We start from the raw sequence: 17,243 nt of genomic DNA on the forward strand, positions 1-17,243 counted from the left end.
AGAAGCTGGTTTCGAAGACCCGTCATGGCGCGAAGGTCACCAAGGTCCATGACCGGTCAGCCACACCGCATTAGCGGGCGATAGTGCATCCGGCGGTGCGGAAGATGCCGGTGATCCGGACGAACGCGGCGTTCAAGAAGAACCGGATGATGCCCAGTTGGCTATTCTCCTCTCCCTTAATTCATGTCCCCCAGCGACTGGCTCACTCTGCTTGGGGAAAATGTCCCTTGGGCGCGTTATACACCGGGAACGGTTCGGGCAGTTCTGGGCGCATCACCTTGTCATACGCATGGAACGGGCCGTCCTCGCTGGTGAGCACATTCATCAGCGGGTAGAAGTAGTCCCGGAAATACACCAGCATCGCCTGAACGCCATCGAGCCGCGATTGTTCCCAGTACTCCCACAACAACTGGATCAGGGTGTCTGCCTCGGGGTAATCGAACCAGTTCGGTGCCCACCGGTGGCCAGCTCCGCCCAGCTTGCGCAGGTAGTGCGGTAGCGCCAGCTCCTGCAACCAGTGCTCAGCATCCCGATACACAAACTCCGGCTGCGGATCAGATGCGGGCGCCTCGGTGGATGGTGCCGGCGGTTCTTCGTTCAGTGCGCCAAAATCATCGGCGTGATCATCAGGCATTTTCATCGCGACAGCCCCTGTTCCTTGCCTCGGCCTTGGGTTTGCCCGACCAGGATTTTCGGGCGCTTCGCTGAGGTGCCGGACTTGGAATGCTCCAGCGTGGGCGCCTGGGCCAGCGAGGGATTATTCGCTCCCCCGGATTTCTCCCGCCACACCGACAGAATGCGTTGGGACGCATCACTGTGCTGGGTCAACGGCACAGTGCCCGCGTCCTCCGGCCCAGCCCCAGCCTGGGGTGGGGTGCGTACTTCCTTAGCTTCGGCAGTGTCCGCGTTCGCCCGGTCAAGGTGCTCTTCGCCCTCGGCTCGTTCAGCTTGTCCCAGATGCGTGGCTTCGTCTTTCTGGGCTTCTGCCGCCTCGCCAGCAGTGCTCTCCGGCGGCAGCTTCGCACCCTTGGGCACTAGGTGCGGGAATTTCTCGGCAATCGCCCGGTCTACCTCATCGTCATGCCCATACCAGGACGGAACAAAACTGATCGTGTCGCGCCCGCCAATAGATGGGTCACGCACCGTATCCGCCGGCATCAGCTCCAAGCGCCGTAGCGCTTCCTCTTTGCTGATCTCCACATGGCGTTCCAGACCATCGTTGTAGTCATAATCCCGGAACGTTCCCTGCGGCTGCGCGAACCATGGCTCCTGGCCCATGGGTGGTGGCTCGGCCGTGGCTCGCTGGCCGGCTAAATAGTCGTCCAGGGCATCACGCAACGCGCGGTGACGGTCGGTGGCTGCCGTGGGATGATCCCGGTTCAGATCCTCCACATTGATCCCGAACTGGTTGCGGATACGATCAGCACCGGTCATGAACGCGCGAGCTGCTTCACTGCTCGCACCGTGCTTGGTGGCCAGCTCCAAGGAAAGAGTCATGCGGTCGGCAATAGCTTCGGAACCGGCAGAACGCCAGAACTTGTCGGAGGCAAAATCTTTGCCGATCATCTGAGCGACGCCGCGTTCCTTGGCTTCGTTCATCGCTTGCTCTTGGGCGCGCATCGCAGCTCGACGCTGTGCCTGTTCAACAGCTTGCAAGCCCGAACCCATGACCGTTCGCAGCATCTGTCCGAAGTCCTGCATGATTTCAGATTCTTCATTGTCGTTCATGGTGCTCACTCTCCTTTAGCGTTCGTACCCTGGATCTCGTGGCGTCCTGCCCTGCCCGGTGCCAGCCAGCCCGCGAGCTGGCGCCGTGTGAGACTGTTCTTGTTCGATCTTGCGCATCTCAGCGCGCACAATACTCTCGGCATCGTTGAGCAACCGATCCACACTAGCGGTGAACCGTGGCCTATCGGTACGCAAGTTGTTTTCCAACATCAGCCGGCCCAAACGTCCTGCCTGCTTGGCAACTGCCACCCAACCGCGACCGTTGCCCGCCGCGAACCTTTGATTCAACCGGGCAGCATACCGGGCGTTACCCATCCCCTGGGTAGCGCGGGCATAAGACATGGACAGTTGATGCAACGTTCCAGGCTTATTGCGTTCCCATTGCAACGACAACCGCGCGTAAATGTTCGCCAGCGTGTCCGGGCCGGTCTTATGGCTCATCATGCGTTCCAGTTGCGCCACCGATAAGGCGTGGCCCTTCGTGCGAGTTTTCATTGCCGGGTTATTCGAGGAATGCAACGAGACAAGGTACGCGTCAGCAGCCGCTTGACCCTGTGCCCCGAACCGCTGGTTAATGTCAGGCCAACCTAGCGTTCGGTCAATCTTTGACGGTGCGTACCAAACAGCCTTTCCGTCCGTGGCGCTATGGCCAAAGCTCACCCGGTAGCCGCGCACTTCCGTGTTTGATCCTGGTTTGAAGCTGGGCGCGATATGCACCCCGTGATCCTGAGCATGGCGTAAGTATTCTTCGGCCGAATTCGCGGTCGCCAATGCTGCTCTGAGGCGGCGTTGCAACTCGAACTTATCCGACAAGGCCATGTGGTTTCGGTCGGCCCTGGCACGTTCTGCCGGCTTCTCCCCCGCCAGTCCCTGCCCGTGTTCCTGGGACTCCAACCGTGGCAACCCGTACTCAACTTCCAGTTCACGGCACGCCACCTGGGCGCGGTGAAAATCATTATGTGTGCTCGCCTTGGTGCCGTCCTCACGAACCATCGACACCACCAAGTGAATATGGTCATTCCCGTTCTTCGACGCCCCATGATGCACCGCAACCCAGCGCGAAGATTTCGCGCCGTCCGGGTCAATGAAACCCATCTTCTCCACGAACGATCCGGCGATCTTCGCCCACTGCTCATCCGGTACCGAACCATACCCAGACTCAACGGCCAAAGAACAATGCCACACGTGCGCATCCTTCGAACCGGTACGGATCTTCTTACCGTTCTCGTCCGTCAAAAATGCGCCGGTTTCCTCGTCTTTCGCATACACCGGCTTCGTCACAGACGTGCCGTGCAGCTTGCGCGGTGCATCCAAGATTTCGGCAATCTCAAACGCATCATACTTCGACAACTCCACACCCGGAGCGTAAGCAAAAGTCACCCGGTCATCACCGGCGATCAGCCGCTGATTCTCGTGCTCGTTCGCACGACCCGGCCCGACCAAGTAGTTCATCAAACCAGCCATGCGACCACCGCGCACCACGTTCGGGATCATGCCGGCTCCCCCACGATCTTCAACGACTCCAAAACGTCATCAATGCGCTTCACCGTTTCGCGCAGATGCTCCAAAGAATCGTGCAGCTCGTCCTTGACTTCACCGGTCGCATTCGCCACCCTGGCGATCTGATTGATGTTGTTCCCCGCAGCGGCAAGGCCACGCTGCAACAAGAACAATGAGGTAATCAGCTCGTGACGTTCGGCAGCAGTCTCACCACGAGACTGCGACAACGTGGACTCCACCAACAACCGAGGAACCGACACGCCACCCTCGTCGGCCATGACCTGCAACGCCAAGTTCTGCTCCACGGTCAGCTTCACCTCGCGACGCACCGAACGGCCACCGGCCGCGTTCGGCTGGCGCTTGCGCGAATCAAAACGAGCCATGCGAACCAACCTCCCGCCCAGTGCAACGCCAATCGACCTAACAAGGTCAATTGTCCCACCCGCCAAATCGAAGATCAAGGACACAGGCCACTTAGCCGTGCTAAGTGTATAGCTTGCTCCGCTGTCAACAACGTGAACGCGCTACCCTGCGAAGTATCGGAGCTTCGCTCCGCTGTCAACAACGTGAACGCGCTACCCTGCGAAGTATCGGAGCTTCGCTCCGCTGTCAACAACGTGAACGCGCTACCCTGCGAAGTATCGGAGCTTCGCTCCGCTGTCAACAACGTGAACGCGCTACCCTGCGAAGTATCGGAGCTTCGCCGGTCGGACCCGCTGAGACGGCGAAGTTCCGCTGGAAGGCTTGACTCATGGGTGACGCAGCAACCCGGATTCTTGAACAGCTTCAAGCACAAAATAATCTGCGCATGGAAGCGGCCAACGACATTGCCCAGGCCGTCACGAGCGTGTTCGGATCCGCGGGCGCCAGCCTGCTCCAGGTGTTGATTACCTGCACCAGCCGTTCGTGGTCGGCTAGCGCTCGAAGTTTCATCTCCCGCATGCCCTCGCGTGACCCCCATAAGTGCGCCGGAGCAGTCAAGCTGATCTTGGATTCCATCTGGAAAAGCACTTCTCGCAAGGTGGCGTTATGCGCAGCCTTACCGATGGCCAGGTGGAAGCGTTCATCAGCTCTCTGAGATTCCGAACCCGTGTCCGCCTGGCGGTAAAGGTCTGCGACAAACGAAGTGTCATGGTTTCTTCTATAGCGTGCTCTTGTGCTTCTTCCGTGATCCCCGGGAAATCAAAAATGAGAGGATCTTTAGCAAGTTCCCTCGCCAGGTCACTGCCTTGGCTTGGCGGACTAGATTCAAGATTGTTCGGAGCTGCACTTTCTCTAGCAAACCTTGGTACCGAGCAGAGCGGCGGGTGACATCCTTCGCATAGAGGGACACCACCCGCCGTTCTGTGGGAAATTTACAAGTGCAGGTTGTTAGCTTTTAGAGTCGAACAATCTTCTTGTTCATGAATTCCTCCATACCAAGGGGGCCCAACTCACGACCCACGCCGGAGCGCTTGATGCCGCCGAAGGGCAGATCTGCCTGCGAACCGCCGGCTGCGTTGATGTAAACCATCCCGGCCTCAATGTGCTCACCTACGCGGCGGGCACGCTCGAGATCGTCGCTGAAGACTCCCGAACCGAGTCCGTAAACCGTGTCATTGGCGAGCTCGATGGCTTCCTCCTCACTGGTGGCACGGTAGATAACTACGGCGGGGCCGAAAAGCTCCCCGTAGTAGGCGTGCATGTCCTTGGTGACCCCGGTCAGCACCGCTGGCGACACATACGCGCCCGGCCCTTCAATGTGCGTTCCGCCAGTGTGGAGTGTGGCTCCCTTGGCAACCGCATCGGTGATCTGCTCAACGAGTTCGTCTGCCGCGGCTTGCGAGGAGAGCGGAGCCAGCGTGGTGCTGGGGTCTGCCGGGTCCCCAGGCTCGAAGGCGGACATCCTCTCGGTCATTTTCGCAACGAACTCGTCGTACATCTCGTCCATGACGATCATCCGCTTCGGTGCGTTGCAGGCCTGGCCGTTGTTTCCCATGCGAGCGTCGATGGCAATCCCGACGGTTTTGTCCAGATCCGAGCTATCGAGCAGCACCAGCGGATCCGACCCACCAAGTTCCAGGACTACCTTCTTAAGGTTTCGTCCCGCCTCCATGGCCACGGCCGAGCCGGCCCGCTCGCTGCCGGTCAACGAAACGCCTTGGATCCGGGGATCTGCAAGCATCGAAGCAACTTGTTCGGCCGACGCATAGACATTAATGTAGGCGTCTGCGGGAATGCCGGCGTCGTGCAGGACCGACTCGATCGCCGCCGCCGATTCCGGGCAGTTGCGGGCATGCTTGAGAATGATGGTATTACCAAGCACCAAGTTCGGCGCCGCAAAACGGGCTACCTGGTAGTAGGGGTAGTTCCACGGCATGATGCCGATCAAAGCGCCGATTGGACGCTTCTGAACCACAGCGTTTCCGCCCTGGATCGCCAGCGCCTCATCGGCAACCAACGCGGGACCGTTCTCTGCATAGTAGGTGAAAATTTCTTGGACGATCTGCAGTTCTCCCCGGCTCTCATCGATCCGCTTACCCATTTCACGGGTGATGATCGCGGAGAGCTCCTCGGCGCGCTCACCGAAGATCTCTGCAGCGCGCTTGACCCGGCGGGCTCGTTCTTTGATGGGGGTCTCGCGCCACGAGAGGTAGGCCTCGTGGGCACGACCGACCGCATCAGTGATCTCGGCGTCGGTCGCCATGGGGTACTCGGCGAGGAGCTCTCCGGTGGCGGGGTTAATAACTTGGTACACGGTAAATAACCTTCCTTTGATGTTTTAGAGTAGGCCGCGGGCGCTCAGGTTGCGGGCAAAATCCCAAATCCCCTGAGTCCATGGTTCGGCCTCTTCGGCGTACTTGACGGTGTTGCGAAGCATCCCCAGTTTGGGGTTGGAAATCGAGACCACATCGCCGACTTCATGGGTGAAACCGGCACCCGGCGCGTGCCGGTCCTGTGTTGGAGAGAACAACGTTCCGGTGAAAAGCACGAAACCATCGGGGTATTGATGGTGCTTGCCGTGGGCGTGGGTGATCAATTCTTCGGGGTCGCGGCTGATCTTTTTCATCGAGCTCGTGCCATCCATGGAGAACCCGTCAGGACCGGTAACCTGGAGCGCGATGTCCAGTTCGCGCACGTCGTCCATAGAGAAAGAATCATCGAACAGTCGGATGAACGGGCCAACCGCACAGGAACGATTGTTGTCCTTCGCTTCGGTCAGCAACAACGCGCTGCGGCCTTCAAAGTCGCGCAGGTTAACGTCGTTGCCAAGCGTTGCGCCGACTGCCCGACCATCTGAGCGAACCGCAAGAACAACCTCGGGCTCCGGGTTGTTCCAAGTAGAACGGGAGAGTACACCGATGTCGGTGGCGGTGCCCACGGAGGACAAGACCTGGGACTTGCTGAAGATTTCGGGGTCCGGGCCGATTCCAACTTCAAGATACTGGGACCAGAGCCCTTCGGACTGCAGGATCTCTTTGACCTGCACAGCCTCCGGGGAGCCCGGCTTGACCGAAGAAATCGCGCCACCGATCGCAGCAGAGAGACGCTCGCGGATGGCCAAAGCCTTGGAGGAATCCCCCTGAGCGCGTTCCTCGATGACGCGTTCCAGCATGCTCTCCACGAATGTGACACCGGCTGCCTTAATCACCTGGAGATCGATCGGGGAAATCAGGTGGGCCTGGGTGGCATCGCCCGCGGCCGAGGCGTTAACGAGGTCCTGGAGATTCCAGCGCCGGCCACTGAGATCCTGCTTGACGGCGTCTGTGACATCGTTTCGTTCCAACAGAGTCGACACCGTGGGTTCTACTGCGGAGATGTCCACGGCCTGGTTTCCCACGACGACCACGACGCAGGGACCGCCAACAGCCGGGTCAAAGACGCGGCCAACTAGCGATGCCTTTTCCGCATCCAGCGGCAGCAGATCGGATATCAAGAGTTCCATTTTTTCCTCATTCATTAGAGTGATACCGACTTCTGGGCGGAGGGCGCATCGACGGCACCCGGCTCTCCACCGTCGTACCAGGCAAAGAATTCCCAGAGTTCCCCGCAGGGGCCCGCAAGGTAGAGGCAACGCGCGTTCCAGGGATAGTCTGCCGGTGCGTCATAGAAGTCAACGGAGCGGGCCAGTAGGTCATCGTGCATGCGGTCGATATCGTCGGGGGAATCAAGCTCGACGGCCAGCATGACGTTGTGGCCTTGGGGTTCCTCGCGTTGGGACACCACACCCGTGGTCTTCTGGATGTGTTCGGCATCCCAGAGGGCCAGGATCACACCTGGCCCGGCGAAGTCCGCAAAGCCCGGCATACGGTGCTTAAGGGTGTAGCCAAGCTTCTCCGTGTAGAAAGCGATCGATCGGTCTAGATCGCGGGTAATGAGGCAAATATCGGTGATGGTTGGCTTCTGCATTAGTTCGCTTTCTTTGCTGCTATGGGATCTTCAACGATCCAGTTGTTTTCATGCGGGAAGAGCCACCGTTGTGGCATGAGATCTGGGGCCGGGACCTTGCGGACAGCACCGTTGTAGTCGATGACCACCTTGGACTCAAGGCAATACGTGCCCATGAGTTCACGGCAGACTCCGCACGGGTTGGTGACAATGGCCCGTCCGTCGTCGCTCAGGCAAAGTGCCACCATGGTGGCGATCTGGTGGTCTTCGGCCATTTCCGCGTTGGCGATGGCGGATGATTCGGCGCACACGTTCACCCGCCGGGAACCCAGGTGCAGGCCCAGATAGATCTCGCCCGAAACGGTTCTTACCCCGGCCGCGACAACATGTTTTACCGGATCGTGTCGGGCCAACAGCAACTCCTTGACCTTGTCGAATAGCTCGATGTCGCTGTGGTTTAGTTCTTCTATGTGCACGGCTAAGACTCCATCGTCGGTGTGGCGATTCTGACTCCGCCGTCCTTGGACGTACGGGCCAGAACCACTAGGCCCACGAAGGCGATCAGGTACGGGAGCATCTGTGCGATTTGCGGCGGCATGACCGAATCGTTGACCTGAATGGCGACGGCTGATGCCAAGCCGAAGACAACGCTCATGAGTGTCAGCAGCAGGACGCGTCCGCGGCAGAAGATCACGGCAGCCAGCGCAACAAAGCCCAGGCCGTTGGTCATTCCTTCGGTGAACAAGGTCAACTGGCCGATGCTCAGCTGGGCCCCGGCAAGTGCACACAAGGAGAAACACCAAACCTGCGCAAGGATCCTCATGCGCTGCACGTTTCCACCTGCCGCGGCTAATGCGGCGGGGTGTTCGCCAGCTGCCTTGAGATGGCGCACCAGTACGGTGTGCTTGACCGCGAACAGTGCCCCGACGACGATGGCCCAGCTCAGGTAGGTGAGTACCGTGTGCCCCGATAGCAGCGGTCCCAGTACCGGGATTTCATCGATAAGCGGAATCCGGTAGGTGGGGAGGGATGGAATGCCCGGGGCACTGAGGGTGCCCTTGACGCCAAATAATGAGCGCAGCAGGTAGACGGTCGCGGCGCCGGCAAAGATGTTCAGCACGATCCCGGCGATGAACACGTTGACATTCAGTCGGGTAATCAGCCAGCCGAAAATCATGCCGCTGAGCGCTCCGGCGGCAATGGTCAGGGTGACGGCCGCGAATCCGGAGCCGAAAGTCAAACCGAAAACCACGCCCCCGAAGGCGCCGAAGAGCATGGCGCCTTCCAACCCAACGTTGAGGTCCTTGGTCCATTGCGTGGGCAGGCATGCCAAGGCGGCCAGAAGGATGGGCGTTGTCAGCCGCATCCCGGATCCTAGAAAGGAATCAAGCAGTTCCATTGGTTACTTACCTTCCGAACGAATGAGGAGTTTTTTCAGCTCGGCGACGCGGGAGAACAGTCCTGCTCTTGCAGTTGCAGCAATGATGATGCCGGAGATAAGGATGAGGGAAAGTTCCGAAGGGACGGTGGAGACCTGCTCGATACCCCGTGCTGCAGAACGCATGACGCTGTATACCAGAACCCAGACGACGGCCGAGAGCGGCCTGGCCCTGGCAATCATGGCCAAAAGCACCGCGTCCCAGCCGATGCCGGTGCCAATCTCTGTCCAGAAACGGCCTTGGGATGCGGTCACCAGAAGCGCGCCGGCGATTCCGCACAACGCCCCGCTGACTCCCATGGATCCGATGCGTGAACGGCGGACATTGATGCCCACGGCGGCGGCAAAAGCAGAACTTTCCCCGGTCATCCGCCAACGGTAACCCGTGACAGAACGTTCGCTGAGCCACCACGTGGCGGCGCACAAGACGATAACCACGAAGAGCGCGGAGGTCAATTGCGTCTGTGGGATGAGCTCGGTGAACATCGCGGTGTCATGTACGGCCTTGGTGGTTCCGCTTTGACGTGCGGGGTCCCGCAACGGGGCAGTGGCCAGGTAAGCGCAGAAGAGCATGATGATGTAGTTCGACAGCAGTGTGGAAAGCACTTCATCAACGTTCCAAACGGCACGCAACCAACCCAAGCCTGCGGCAACTGCCCCACCGGTGAGCGCGGAGACCGCTAGGCACAAGAACAGGTGTAGCCCGGTGAACATGGGGCCAATGTAGGCGCCTGTCAGCGCCGCGGCCATGGCTCCGGCATAGATCTGACCCTCGGCACCGATATTGAACATTCCAGAACGGTAAGCCAGCGCAACACCCATGGTGGCAACGAACAATGGCAACCCCCACGCGAGGGTTCTGGCGATGCTCGTGGCATCCCCGATGGCATAGTCAAGACCAGCAAGGATGGTCGGCAGCGGCTGGTAGCCCTGGGCTTGGATCAACGTGACAGCCAGCACCAGGCCCACAGCCAGAGTGAAGAACCCCGGACCCATCCGTTTTACCAGCGAACGGGCAAACGATGCGGTTGAATGTCGTTCGCGGTGATTGGCCTTTGGAACAGTCTTCAGCGAGGTATTCATGCTCGTTTTTCCACCTTCATTGTCTGGGCTCCCACCATGTACATGCCCAGTTCTTCCCGACTGGTCGCTTCGGTCTGTTGTTCGGCGACAATCGCGCCCCCATACATCACCAGCACGCGATCGGAAAGGCGCAAAATTTCGTCCATGTCAGCGGAGATGAGGACCACCGCGCAACCGGCCGCGGTGGCCTCTGCCACCTGGTTGTAGAGGAATTCGATGGCGCCGAGATCCACGCCGCGGGTTGGCTGGGCGAGAATGATGCAATCCGGCTTGTCTTCGAGCTCGCGGGCCATGACGATTTTTTGCTGGTTGCCACCGGAGAGCGTGCTGCATTTGGCCCCGGGCCCGGAGGTCTTGATGCTGTACTTCTTGATCATGTGGGTGGACCAGTGGCGCACGGTGCGGGGGAACGCCAGCCCTAGGCCGCCCGGGGAAGAATCCCGCCGGATGAGGCCGGCACTGATGCCTTCCAGCACCGTTCCGTTAAGCGGAATCCCTTCCAGATGCCGGTCTTCGGCAACGTAGGAAAGACCTTTAGATCGTCGTTGGGCGACGTTGAGCCCGCCGAGCTCGAAATTCCGGAGGCGAATGGAGCCCGCATTCAGGGGCTGGATGCCAATCAGCGTCTCTGCGAGGGTGCTCTGGCCATTTCCCTCAACACCCGCAATGCCCAGGACTTCACCCGGACGGACGCTGAAGGTGATCGATTTCAAAGCTGCATCCGCGCCGGGCTTCCCGGTTTCCAGTCCAGTAACTTCCAGCACCGTCCCGTCCGTGGGCACGGTGCGTTCCACCCGGCCCAGATTCACATCGGTGCGCCCCGTCATGGCAGCTACAACGCTGGCCGCATCGGTCTGCGCGGCGTTAAAGGTTTGAATGGTCTGACCGTTGCGCAACACTGTGATTCTGTCGGCCACCGCAAACACCTCGCGGAGCTTGTGCGAAATGAAGATGACGGAGGAGCCGTCGCTTGCCAGCGTCTTGAGCAGAACGAAGAGCTCCTCGGTTTCCTGCGGGGTAAGGACCGCGGTGGGCTCATCCAGGATAATGATTTTCGCGCCACGGTAGAGGACCTTGATGATCTCAAGTTTCTGTTGGGTGGCCACGTTCAGCGTCCCTGTTATCGTCTCCGGATCAAGCCTGATGCCTAGGCGTTTCATGGGTTCGACCAAAGAATCATTGGCTGCCGCGTGATCGAAGAACCCGTTGTGCCGAGGCTCGGCTCCGAGGGTGACGTTTTCGGCCACTGTAAACCCCGGAACGAGCATGAAGTGCTGGTGCACCATGCCAATCCCGTGGTTGATGGCATCCATGGGCTTCTTGAATCCAACGGGCTGCCCATCCATGACGATGTTGCCGCCATCGGGTTGATACATCCCGTACAAGATGCGCATCAAAGTGGTCTTGCCCGCGCCGTTTTCTCCCACCAGAGCGTGGATTTCCCCGGCTTTGAGATCGAAATCAACGTCCTTGTTGGCCACGACCGGCCCGAAAGTCTTGGTAATGCCCCGCAGCTCCAAAACGGGCTGGGCGTCTTGCACTGCGCTACTTAGCATCGAGGCTCACCGCACCACTGACCAGATCCGCTTGCAGGGCTTCGAGCTTCTGGATGCTATCCGCAGCAACCAACTTCTCGTCGTAAAGCATTTCCCAGCCGTCTTCGGCAAAGCCGTAGCTGCGCTGATCACCATGTGTCAGTTTGCCGTCGACGAAGTCCTGGGTCATAGAGGTGATGACCTTGTCCACCCGCATGATCAGGCTCCCGGGGACTTTGCCCGGAGCGAGGGCGCTCTTGTCTGCCACAATGCCGATAGGGGCAATGTCGCTGCCGGATTTGGCGACGTCGAACGCACCCGCACCGGACAGTCCGGCATAGGCGAAGACGCTGCGTACCCCGCGGGTCTCAAGTCCCAGGGCAACTTCCCGGCCCTTGCTCGGATCAGTGAAGGAACCGACATACTGCGCGAGCACCTTCATGTCCGGTGCGATGTTAGCGGCCCCGGCAGTAAAGCCGTCCTCACAGTTCTTCACCACTGGGGCGTTGACGCCACCGATGAATCCGGTCGACGACGCCGAAGCTTCTGCACCCACCACAGCAGCAAGGGCACCAGCCATGAAACAGCCCTCAGCCGTGCGGAACTCGGCGGAGAGAGCCTCCGGGCTGTCTACCTTGCCATCTACGAATACGAAGGTGGTGTCCTTGTTGCGATCTGCAACGCCGGTCATCGCATCAATGGCTTCGAAACCAAGGACAAAGACCAGCTCGTTCGCATCAGCAGCATCCTGCAACAGCGGCGCAAAGTTCTGTGCCTGAAGCTGGCCCTCATAGGTCTTCACCGCAGCACCGAAATCGGACTCGAGTGTTTCAACTGCAACACCGGCCTGGTCGAAGAAATCCCCATCGCCGAAGGCGTTGTCTACGAAAATGCCCACCTTTAAACCCGAATCGCCAGCCGCGCTGGAAGCGGGAGCCTGCCCTCCGCAGGCGCTGAGGCTGAGGGTGAGCCCAAGGCCCAGGGTCAAGGCTGAGAAGACCGATTTCTTAGACAATTGAGCGATGGTGGGAATCGATGCCATGCTGTGCGCCGCCTTAAAGTATGTTTGCAAGTTGCGAATTTTTCCGAGCCTGTTGGCTGCTGGATATGGGTCACGAGGAACCTATGTGCGATAAATCCCACTAAGACTTGTGATGACCATCATGGTCTAACATATAATCATCATATGATCCGAACAAGCGATCAATGAAATATTTCTCCGAAAAATCAACGAACGCGGTCCCCAGGGCCCGCCGGATGGGATACCAACTAATGAGTCAGCGAGTAGTGGTAACGGACCACGCGTTCCGTGACGTGGAATTTGAGAAGGCCGTCTCGGCCAAGTATGGGGCCGAGTTCGAGTGTTTCTCCTGTGTCGAAAAAGATGAAACTATCCAGGCCATCCAGGATGCGGATGTCGCTTTCGTAAATTTCGCGCCCATGACTCGCGAAGTCCTGTCCCGGTTTAAACCCGGCGCGACAGTAATTCGCTACGGAATCGGCTACGACAATGTGGACATCGAAGCTGCACGGGAATTGGGCGTGGCAATAGCCAACGTTCCCGACTATGGAGTGGAGACCGTCGCAGATCACGCCGCTTCCAGCCTGCTGTCCCTCCTGCGGCGACTGCCGGTGTACGACGCCCTGGTCAAGGCCAACGGCTGGGCTAAGCCCGCCGAGGTCGGGCGGCTTCGGGGATTCAGGTCCGCCACCATAGGACTGGTGGGACTGGGGCGCATCGCCCAAGCCGTGCATCGCCGTCTCGAACCCTTTGGCTTCCGCTTCGTCGCCTTCGATCCATACTGCAGCCCCGAGGTCTTCAAACGGTTAAACGTCACTCCCGTCAGTCTCCAAGAGCTCTCGGAACAAGCCCACGCCGTGTCGCTGCATGCGCCAAGCACGCCCGAAAACCACCATCTGATCGGGCCCAACTTCCTGGCCAGGATGCAACCCGGAAGCGTCGTGGTGAACACCGCACGGGGGCCCTTGGTCGATTTGGATGCCTTGGCCGAAGCAGTACGCGACGGGCGCGTGGCTGGTGCTGCCCTAGATGTCACCGATCCCGAACCGCTACCGGCTAACTCGCCGCTACGCGGGTTCCCCCAGGTCGTGCTGACGCCGCATGCCGCCTTCTATGACGACGATTCTCTGGCAAACCTACAGCGTCTGGCCAGCGAAGAAGCCGGGCGCGCTCTTAGTGGCCAACCTCTACGCTGCCAAATTGCCTAGAAACTAGGACACTTGAACCATGGACAACGAAAACCATTCAACAATGGCATTGCTTTCCACTCCCAAGCCGAAACGCAACAGGCTCTCTGAGCAAGTTGCCGATCAAATCACCGCCGACCTTATCGGCCGCGGCCTGAAGCCGGGTGATCGGCTGGAAACGGAGCCGGTACTCGCTGAGTACTACGGTGTCAGCCGATCCGTGATCCGCGAAGCAGGTCGGATCCTAGACGAACGCGGGTTGGTGGATATCCGTCCCGGGCGGGGCATGGTTGTTGCACATTTCGATGGATCCGGCATTTCCCGGCAGTACGCGCTCATGCTCGAGCTCACCGGCGGAACCTTCCGGCAACTCATGGAAATGCGTCTGGTGATGGAGGTCGGAATGACCGAGCTGGCCGCACTGAACCACACGGATGAGGACGAAGCACGGATCAGGGAGACCCTCGTAGGCTACAACTCCGCCGGCACCGACCAGCAGACGGCGTTGGAATGGGATCTAGCCTTCCACCGGGCCATTGCCATCGCCTCCACTAACCCATTCTTCGTGCATAGCGTCGAGCCAATCAACGAGTACTTGCGCAAGACCTACAAAAAAAGTTTGGGCTATGTTGCCGAGCAACACGCTACCTTGAACGAACACACGGCCATCGCCGAGGCAATCTTTGCTCGCGACGGCAGCAAGGCGGCGACAATGGCCCGCGCCCACCTGGAGCGCGTCCTCGCCGCCAGCGAACACCTCACGACAACCAAGAAAGACAACCCATGAACACGGCAAGTAAAGAACAACAGGCAAGGGACACGCTAGCTTGCCTGCCCAGCAGCTTCAGCCTGGCAGGAAAACACATCCTCGTCACCGGAGCCGGCCGAGGTCTGGGACAGGGCATGGCCTTGTCGGTGGCAGCCTGTGGCGGACGCGTCACTGCGATCTCCCGTTCGGCCGACGAACTGACCCAGACGGCAGAACTGGCAGCGGAACGTGGCGGGGAATGCGCCATTTTGCCCGCAGACCTGTCGGACGTGACCGGGATTGACGAGATGGTCCGTGCTGCGGCAGAGAACGGACCGATCGACGGAGTGATCCATGCAGCAGGCGTGCAATTGCGCAAGGATGCCGTGGACATCACCCCGGAAGACTGGGACTTTGTCCAGACCATGAATCTGAAGGCACCGTTCTTCATGAGCACTGCCATTGCCCGGCTGCAGAAACAGGAGAAGCGTGGAGGCTCACATGTATTCGTCGGCTCTCTCAACAGCAGCATCGGGTTGCCACGTATCGCACCATATGTCGCAACGAAGACTGGGATCGTCGGTGTCGCCCGCTCATTGTCGGCCGAATGGGCCGCGGATGACATCCGGGCCAACGTCATCGGCCCGGGCTACTTCCGTACCAAGCTCACCGAGGACCTGCTGGCACAACCGGAACAACACGCACGGATCATGGGTAGGATTCCCATGCGTCGCCTGGGCGACCCGTCCGATCTGGGCGGCATGGCCGTCTTCCTGCTCTCCGACGCTTCGAGCTACATCACCGGACAGCTGATGAATGTCGATGGCGGCTGGCTGGGAGCCTGAGCACCGCCCGGGCATTCCGCCGGCACACGAACAGTACAAGACTCACAGGAGGAGAACCATGACATTGGTCGCTAGTTCAATCATTGCGGGACATCCCGTCACTGGCAACGCAGGACAGGTGTGTGGCGTTAACCCGGCCACCGGGGAAATCCTGGAACCCACGTTTACATTCGTTGACGAAGTCGCCGTAGACCAGGCAGCAGAAGCTGCATGGCGGTCCTTTGACACGTATCGCGGCACTTCGCCCGAGCAGCGCGCTGCATTCCTTGAGCTCATTGCTCAGCACATCGAGGCTGACAAGGATCGCATTGTGGAACGGGCCGGACTGGAAACCGGTCTACCGCAAGGACGCCTGACCGGAGAACTGGGTCGGACCACCGGGCAACTGCGTCTCTTCGCCGAAGAATTGCGCATCGGTGCACATCAAGAAATACGCATCAACAGTGCACGGCCAGACAGAAGCCCAGCACCAGCCCCGGACCTGCGCCAGCGGCAGATCCCGTTGGGTCCGGTTGCCATCTTTGGTGCAAGCAACTTCCCCTTGGCCTTTTCCACGGCAGGCGGCGACACCGCTTCCGCGTTGGCTGCGGGATGCCCCGTCGTCGTCAAGGCCCACAATGCCCACCCCGGCACCGCGGCACTGGTTGGCCAAGCCGTCACCCGGGCCGTCACCGAAGCGGGCTTGCCTGCCGGGGTTTTCTCACAGCTCTTCGGGGCTGGTTCCAGCGTGGGACAGCGCCTGGTAGCCCACCACCGAATCAAGTCCGTTGGCTTCACCGGATCGCGCGGAGCGGGGATTGCGCTCATGAAAACCGCTGCAGCACGCCCAGAGCCGATTCCCGTCTATGCGGAAATGTCCAGCATCAACCCAGTGGTTCTTTTCCCAGGTTCCCTCTCAAACGGCGCCCAGGACCTCGCGGCCGGTTTTGTTTCGTCCCTAACTATGGGATCAGGTCAATTCTGCACCAATCCCGGACTGATCTTCGTTCCGACCAAGGATATGGGCTTTATCGCTGCGGCAGGTAGCGCATTAGCATCCGCCGAGGGGCAGACAATGCTGACCGCCGGCATCTGTGCTTCCTACCTCGATGGGGTCACCCGGCTTTCCGAAACCCCGGGGGTCGAGGCCGTTTCCGAAGGAAAGGAACAGTCGGGCAGGAACGCACCAGCACCGGCGTTGTTCCTTACCAGTACCGATACCTTTCGTAGCATTCCGGAACTGCAAGAGGAAATCTTCGGATCAGCGGCACTGGTAGTGCAATACCAGGACGAAACAGACCTGGCCTCGGCCCTGGAAACCCTGCAGGGCCAGCTGACTGCAACGGTGCACGCAGTTGAGGAAGATTCTTTGAAAGTCCAGGCCATCCTTCCTGTTCTGGAACGCAAAGTCGGACGGATCCTTTTCAACGGCTGGCCCACCGGAGTGGAGGTCAACGATTCGATGGTGCACGGCGGCCCGTTCCCAGCCACCTCCGATTCACGGACAACCTCAGTAGGGACTCTGGCTATCTACCGTTTCCAACGGCCAGTGAGCTACCAAAATATTCCGGCGAACCTGTTGCCGGAAGCACTACAGGATGCCAACCCTTGGGGATTGCCCCGCCGCGTTGATGGTGTGCTGCATAGCTAAATAAAACCCAGGCGCATATCTGAGAACCTTATGGGTTAGTAAAATGTCGTACGCTAGGGCCTTGCCTGCCTTAGCGTACGACATGACTATGTTCGGGTCTTCCCGGCAAGGACGACCACTCTCAAGTCCCCAGCCGCGAAACGTGCCAGTGCTGCTTTGG

Annotated in this window: 17 protein-coding genes; 4 read left to right on the plus strand and 13 right to left on the minus strand. The window is 59.6% G+C overall.

Annotated elements, in window-relative coordinates:
• Positions 1 to 202: 202 nt before the first annotated feature.
• The 13 genes from ACTX90_RS17160 to ACTX90_RS17220 form a co-directional block, all read right to left on the minus strand.
• A complete protein-coding gene (locus ACTX90_RS17160; RefSeq protein WP_443442547.1) occupies positions 203 to 640 on the minus strand; it encodes a DUF4913 domain-containing protein in 438 nt (145 codons plus the stop codon).
• Positions 637 to 1,728 (minus strand): hypothetical protein, encoded by a 1,092-nt coding sequence (locus tag ACTX90_RS17165; protein ID WP_443442548.1) that lies wholly within the window; start codon positions 1,726 to 1,728, stop codon positions 637 to 639. Before ACTX90_RS17165 ends, ACTX90_RS17160 begins: the two co-directional genes overlap by 4 nt.
• A 15-nt stretch (positions 1,729 to 1,743) precedes the next feature.
• Positions 1,744 to 3,222: a relaxase/mobilization nuclease domain-containing protein gene (locus ACTX90_RS17170; RefSeq protein WP_443442549.1), complete on the minus strand. Its 1,479-nt coding sequence runs from the start codon at positions 3,220 to 3,222 to the stop codon at positions 1,744 to 1,746.
• Positions 3,219 to 3,611 (minus strand): plasmid mobilization relaxosome protein MobC, encoded by a 393-nt coding sequence (gene mobC, locus ACTX90_RS17175; protein WP_443442550.1) that lies wholly within the window; start codon positions 3,609 to 3,611, stop codon positions 3,219 to 3,221. Before mobC ends, ACTX90_RS17170 begins: the two co-directional genes overlap by 4 nt.
• Positions 3,612 to 4,014: 403 nt before the next feature.
• Entirely contained in the window at positions 4,015 to 4,281 is a 267-nt protein-coding gene (locus ACTX90_RS17180; protein ID WP_443444045.1) for a hypothetical protein, read from the minus strand.
• Positions 4,282 to 4,606: 325 nt separating this feature from the next.
• Positions 4,607 to 5,914 (minus strand): NAD-dependent succinate-semialdehyde dehydrogenase, encoded by a 1,308-nt coding sequence (locus tag ACTX90_RS17185; RefSeq protein ID WP_443442551.1) that lies wholly within the window; start codon positions 5,912 to 5,914, stop codon positions 4,607 to 4,609.
• Positions 5,915 to 5,989: 75 nt separating this feature from the next.
• The gene (locus tag ACTX90_RS17190; protein ID WP_443442552.1) at positions 5,990 to 7,168 is read right to left on the minus strand and encodes a fumarylacetoacetate hydrolase family protein; all 1,179 of its coding nucleotides are present in this window, start codon (positions 7,166 to 7,168) and stop codon (positions 5,990 to 5,992) included.
• Positions 7,168 to 7,617 carry a VOC family protein gene (locus ACTX90_RS17195; RefSeq protein ID WP_443442553.1) on the minus strand — a complete coding sequence of 150 codons (450 nt, stop codon included), beginning with the start codon at positions 7,615 to 7,617 and terminating at the stop codon, positions 7,168 to 7,170. Before ACTX90_RS17195 ends, ACTX90_RS17190 begins: the two co-directional genes overlap by 1 nt.
• On the minus strand, positions 7,617 to 8,072 hold the full coding sequence (locus tag ACTX90_RS17200) for a cytidine/deoxycytidylate deaminase family protein (RefSeq protein ID WP_443442554.1): 456 nt from the start codon (positions 8,070 to 8,072) through the stop codon (positions 7,617 to 7,619). Before ACTX90_RS17200 ends, ACTX90_RS17195 begins: the two co-directional genes overlap by 1 nt.
• Before the next feature lie 2 nt (positions 8,073 to 8,074).
• Positions 8,075 to 8,995 (minus strand): ABC transporter permease, encoded by a 921-nt coding sequence (locus tag ACTX90_RS17205; protein ID WP_443442555.1) that lies wholly within the window; start codon positions 8,993 to 8,995, stop codon positions 8,075 to 8,077.
• Positions 8,996 to 8,998: 3 nt separating this feature from the next.
• On the minus strand, positions 8,999 to 10,117 hold the full coding sequence (locus ACTX90_RS17210; protein ID WP_443442556.1) for an ABC transporter permease: 1,119 nt from the start codon (positions 10,115 to 10,117) through the stop codon (positions 8,999 to 9,001).
• Entirely contained in the window at positions 10,114 to 11,658 is a 1,545-nt protein-coding gene (locus ACTX90_RS17215; protein WP_443442557.1) for an ABC transporter ATP-binding protein, read from the minus strand. Before ACTX90_RS17215 ends, ACTX90_RS17210 begins: the two co-directional genes overlap by 4 nt.
• Before the next feature lie 4 nt (positions 11,659 to 11,662).
• Complete coding sequence (locus ACTX90_RS17220; protein WP_443442558.1) at positions 11,663 to 12,694, minus strand: BMP family lipoprotein; 1,032 nt, start codon at positions 12,692 to 12,694, stop codon at positions 11,663 to 11,665.
• Positions 12,695 to 12,924: 230 nt separating this feature from the next.
• Between ACTX90_RS17220 and ACTX90_RS17225 the strand changes: the two genes are divergently transcribed.
• The 4 genes from ACTX90_RS17225 to ACTX90_RS17240 are packed head-to-tail and all read left to right on the plus strand — an operon-like array spanning position 12,925 to position 17,083.
• Positions 12,925 to 13,881, plus strand: a complete 957-nt coding sequence (locus ACTX90_RS17225) for a C-terminal binding protein (RefSeq protein ID WP_443442559.1) — start codon at positions 12,925 to 12,927, stop codon at positions 13,879 to 13,881.
• A 19-nt stretch (positions 13,882 to 13,900) separates the two neighbouring features.
• A complete protein-coding gene (locus ACTX90_RS17230; RefSeq protein ID WP_443442560.1) occupies positions 13,901 to 14,647 on the plus strand; it encodes a FadR/GntR family transcriptional regulator in 747 nt (248 codons plus the stop codon).
• On the plus strand, positions 14,644 to 15,453 hold the full coding sequence (locus ACTX90_RS17235; RefSeq protein ID WP_443442561.1) for an SDR family NAD(P)-dependent oxidoreductase: 810 nt from the start codon (positions 14,644 to 14,646) through the stop codon (positions 15,451 to 15,453). Before ACTX90_RS17230 ends, ACTX90_RS17235 begins: the two co-directional genes overlap by 4 nt.
• 58 nt (positions 15,454 to 15,511) lie before the next feature.
• On the plus strand, positions 15,512 to 17,083 hold the full coding sequence (locus tag ACTX90_RS17240; protein WP_443442562.1) for an aldehyde dehydrogenase (NADP(+)): 1,572 nt from the start codon (positions 15,512 to 15,514) through the stop codon (positions 17,081 to 17,083).
• Positions 17,084 to 17,243: the final 160 nt, after the last annotated feature.

The sequence above is a fragment of the Glutamicibacter soli genome (assembly GCF_052322135.1).
Classification (GTDB): domain Bacteria; phylum Actinomycetota; class Actinomycetes; order Actinomycetales; family Micrococcaceae; genus Glutamicibacter; species Glutamicibacter soli.

Coding starts and splice junctions, on each gene's coding strand:
- ACTX90_RS17160 (WP_443442547.1), bottom strand. CDS start 640: ATGAAAATGCCTGATGATCACGCCGATGATTTTGGCGCACTGAACGAA.
- ACTX90_RS17165 (WP_443442548.1), bottom strand. CDS start 1,728: ATGAACGACAATGAAGAATCTGAAATCATGCAGGACTTCGGACAGATG.
- ACTX90_RS17170 (WP_443442549.1), bottom strand. CDS start 3,222: ATGATCCCGAACGTGGTGCGCGGTGGTCGCATGGCTGGTTTGATGAAC.
- mobC (WP_443442550.1), bottom strand. CDS start 3,611: ATGGCTCGTTTTGATTCGCGCAAGCGCCAGCCGAACGCGGCCGGTGGC.
- ACTX90_RS17185 (WP_443442551.1), bottom strand. CDS start 5,914: ATGGCGACCGACGCCGAGATCACTGATGCGGTCGGTCGTGCCCACGAG.
- ACTX90_RS17190 (WP_443442552.1), bottom strand. CDS start 7,168: ATGAATGAGGAAAAAATGGAACTCTTGATATCCGATCTGCTGCCGCTG.
- ACTX90_RS17195 (WP_443442553.1), bottom strand. CDS start 7,617: ATGCAGAAGCCAACCATCACCGATATTTGCCTCATTACCCGCGATCTA.
- ACTX90_RS17205 (WP_443442555.1), bottom strand. CDS start 8,995: ATGGAACTGCTTGATTCCTTTCTAGGATCCGGGATGCGGCTGACAACG.
- ACTX90_RS17210 (WP_443442556.1), bottom strand. CDS start 10,117: ATGAATACCTCGCTGAAGACTGTTCCAAAGGCCAATCACCGCGAACGA.
- ACTX90_RS17220 (WP_443442558.1), bottom strand. CDS start 12,694: ATGGCATCGATTCCCACCATCGCTCAATTGTCTAAGAAATCGGTCTTC.
- ACTX90_RS17225 (WP_443442559.1), top strand. CDS start 12,925: ATGAGTCAGCGAGTAGTGGTAACGGACCACGCGTTCCGTGACGTGGAA.
- ACTX90_RS17230 (WP_443442560.1), top strand. CDS start 13,901: ATGGACAACGAAAACCATTCAACAATGGCATTGCTTTCCACTCCCAAG.
- ACTX90_RS17235 (WP_443442561.1), top strand. CDS start 14,644: ATGAACACGGCAAGTAAAGAACAACAGGCAAGGGACACGCTAGCTTGC.
- ACTX90_RS17240 (WP_443442562.1), top strand. CDS start 15,512: ATGACATTGGTCGCTAGTTCAATCATTGCGGGACATCCCGTCACTGGC.